The organism is Flavobacterium sp. FPG59 (genome assembly GCF_002150205.1).
Lineage (GTDB): Bacteria > Bacteroidota > Bacteroidia > Flavobacteriales > Flavobacteriaceae > Flavobacterium.
The window spans coordinates 1-3,072 of record NZ_MTCA01000294.1 but is presented as its reverse complement, the minus strand read 5'-3'; the positions used below and the strand labels follow the sequence as shown (position 1 = coordinate 3,072).

General features: G+C 29.3%; 4 protein-coding genes. All 4 read right to left on the bottom strand.

Annotation, left to right across the window (positions count from 1 at the left end; all coding sequences use genetic code 11):
* Positions 1-430, bottom strand: a 430-nt coding sequence (locus FPG59_RS15240; protein ID WP_140344696.1) for a tetratricopeptide repeat protein, incomplete at its 3' end; no start/stop codon positions are given.
* Positions 431-1,094: 664 nt separating this feature from the next.
* Positions 1,095-1,574, bottom strand: coding sequence for a hypothetical protein (locus FPG59_RS15235; RefSeq protein ID WP_086455408.1), 480 nt, complete (start codon positions 1,572-1,574; stop codon positions 1,095-1,097).
* 118 nt (positions 1,575-1,692) lie between these two features.
* Entirely contained in the window at positions 1,693-2,211 is a 519-nt protein-coding gene (locus FPG59_RS15230; RefSeq protein ID WP_086455407.1) for a hypothetical protein, read from the bottom strand.
* Positions 2,208-2,978 (bottom strand): HNH endonuclease, encoded by a 771-nt coding sequence (locus tag FPG59_RS15225; protein WP_086455406.1) that lies wholly within the window; start codon positions 2,976-2,978, stop codon positions 2,208-2,210. Before FPG59_RS15225 ends, FPG59_RS15230 begins: the two co-directional genes overlap by 4 nt.
* Between the last annotated feature and the right edge of the window lie 94 nt (positions 2,979-3,072).

Genomic DNA, 3,072 nt, shown 5'->3' with positions numbered 1-3,072 from the left:
ATTCTGAACCATCGTGAGAATTTTTATCTATTTCAATTCCTTTTTTTATCCAATCGTAGGCTAATTTATTATTCCCCAATAGTTCATAGGTAGTTCCCATATTTGCAGCTGTTGCATAAAGTCCGGGTTTTAAAGTTTCAATTTCTTGAAAAACTTTTAGTGCTTTTTTATATTCACCTAGATAAACTAGAATTACGCCATAATCAGAATAATCTTCAATGTTTTTTTCCTTTTTCCAAGAGTTATAAACTTCTACCAATTCTTTTTCATACTCTTTTCTGTTTTGGTAATACAAATGACCGTAAGGTACAAGTGATTCTTCGTCCGAAATTATAAATTTTCCGTTTAGTAAAATTCTAGATTCATTTAGACAAGCAAAAGTAGATACTTGGTAAAGTAAAAATAATATTAAAGTTAAGTTTCTAATCATTATACATTCCTTTTTTTACGTGATTTTTTAGCATATCCGCTAACGTTCCCGCGCTACAAGCAGTTTGGGACTAAATTAAGCCCATTATTTGGATTTGCCAAATCTTCCAAATACAAAACCAATTTCAAATTAAGCCTTATACCCAAATTGCTTGTAGCGTGTGTTGAACTAAACCTACGGTAGCTTGCGAGCCTTAAAATAAATTCCTTTCAAAAACAACCATTAAAAACAAATTCAAAAACTATTTTTTGTATTTTTGCAATAGAATAAGGACGTTTCTATTTATATTACTTAATTGATTTTCAATACATTGTCGATAATTCCATAATAGAAATAGAAACACTTCTCAAATAGCCTTATTTACACTTTTCGATAACTCCATATTACAAGATAATTGCCGGTTCCGTTCAACACGAGTTTCATTGTTCGTGCTTCGCACGCAACGAAACTCTAGCTGTTATGTGACGGATATTTACGAATTATTTACTACTTTCAAATTTTAAATTTCCACATTTTCATTCCAATTTCTGCATTTCGATTTCTGCAAATCTGAATTCAAAATCGTTAATCTTCAATTTTAAATCTATTTTTTGAGTGTCAGATGTTGTCTATTGTTTTTTTGTTAACGCTGCCTTATAGTCCTCCAAATAACAGTGAGTATTTCCTATTTAAATATATCCAATATTTTCTTTGACATTATTATCAAAGAGCTTACAAATATTATTAATGTCAAGAAAAAAGCAAAATTAAAAAAGCCCAAAGATTTAATTTGATCAACTAAACTTAACATTACCACAGAAATAAAAATTGTAAAAGAAGATGCAATTACGGTAGCTTTAATTAAAATCTTGTATTCGATTATTTTATTTATGCAAATATTTATTAAACCACCGTTTGGATCTTCCATAGCAAATGATTCGTTTGCTTCTTTAAATTTTTTTGCCGCTATTAATCTTTTAACATTTACTTGAGCATTCTCTTTAGTTTCATTATCGGCTCTACTAATTAACAAATTAATTAGTCGGATTTCTGTTGCCTGAATTTGAAATATTGCAAATGTCCCAACAACTGCAAATAAAGCAGCCATTGTTTGAGAAATTGTACTTAAAGTATAATAAATTGTATTATCTGTGATTTCTGTCATAATTTTATTTTTTTTGATTACTTATTAATTTTTACAACTTTATTTTTCATTCAGTTCTTCAATTATTTTCGTGATTTTGCATTCCAATAATCTGAATTCAAAATCGTTAATCATCAATCTATAATCCTTTGAATGTAGTTTTCACGTCTGATTTTCTCATATCTGTCCCATAACGAAGTTGTTGCGGATAAACAGTATTGAAAAAGTTTTCAAAAGCCTCACAGAGCAATTCTTTATCAAGTTCAAATAACTCCTTTCTAACATCCCGGTCCTTTATATATTCTTCATCTTCTTCACAAATTGCTTTTCCATTAAGCTTTCTGGTAAGAATATCACTTAATAAAACTTTATCACAATTGGAATATTTTGGATAGTATTTTTCTATAAATGCCCAATAATCAAATTTACTTTTTTGGATTTCTAAAATCTTCATCTTACCAGAACTAAACTTAGGAAAATGAATATCTTCAACTGCAAGACAACTTGAATATTGAGATACAAATTCAGGATCATCCAAAAGAGTTTCAAAAGATGAAGTAATCAAGTATCTCTTTATTGCATCTTCAGTTGAAAACCCTCTTTCGTTTCCTAGGTGTTCCCCATTTTTGTATATCGCAAATAAATTTAGTCCTTTCATTTTTCGAAAATAGTATCAAGGTGAAATTCTAAAAATTCTTTTCGTGGTAAATATTTAATTCCATCAACAATTCTTTGATTCTCAATCGAAGCAAAATGATTTTGGTAAAAAGAAGTTCCCTTTTTCTTTTTTAGACTATTAGACAATATTACTTGGTAGCTTGAGTTAACACCAATCAATCCTTTATCAAAAGCTTTATCATAAAGAGCGGAAAGACATATTCCATTTTCTGGATTTAATCTTTCATTTTCATTTTTTGACCATGGAACAATATGACTTGCTAGTAATAATTCAGGAATATCAATTCCCGTTATTGCACATTGAGTATTATAATTTGTTAAAACCATTTGTCTGAAAACAGATTGATTGACTCTCGTTTTTACTTCTCGAATCACAGTTTCTCCTTTTAATCCTTTTAAGTCCAAAAGAATGTCTTGGTATTTATTTTCTATAGAGGTATGTTCTTTTTGTGCTAGAATTTGCTCGCTTAAAAAAACTAGTTCTTCTTGATTGTGAAAGAATTCATCCCAAATTGGTTTAACTTGATTCATTCCTCCTTTTAAACCACCTACCCCTCTTTTCTGATGAAAAGGATCGACACTTGCAAAATTACCTAACCTCATCCCAATAGAACTTGGAGTTCTACCCAAAAGATTAGCCAATTCAATAATCTCTGGAGTACGTTTGTGCATTTTACCAAAAGGTAATTTCAAATACAAGTTGAAGGCAAGTATTAGTTCTTCGCGTGTCCAAAGATTTCTAATCATTTTTCACAAACATTTCATTTCTAAACTCAAAAAGGAGTCTTGCAATTTCAACATTATTTTCGATTGATTTGTTTTTTAATACATTATTTATCTC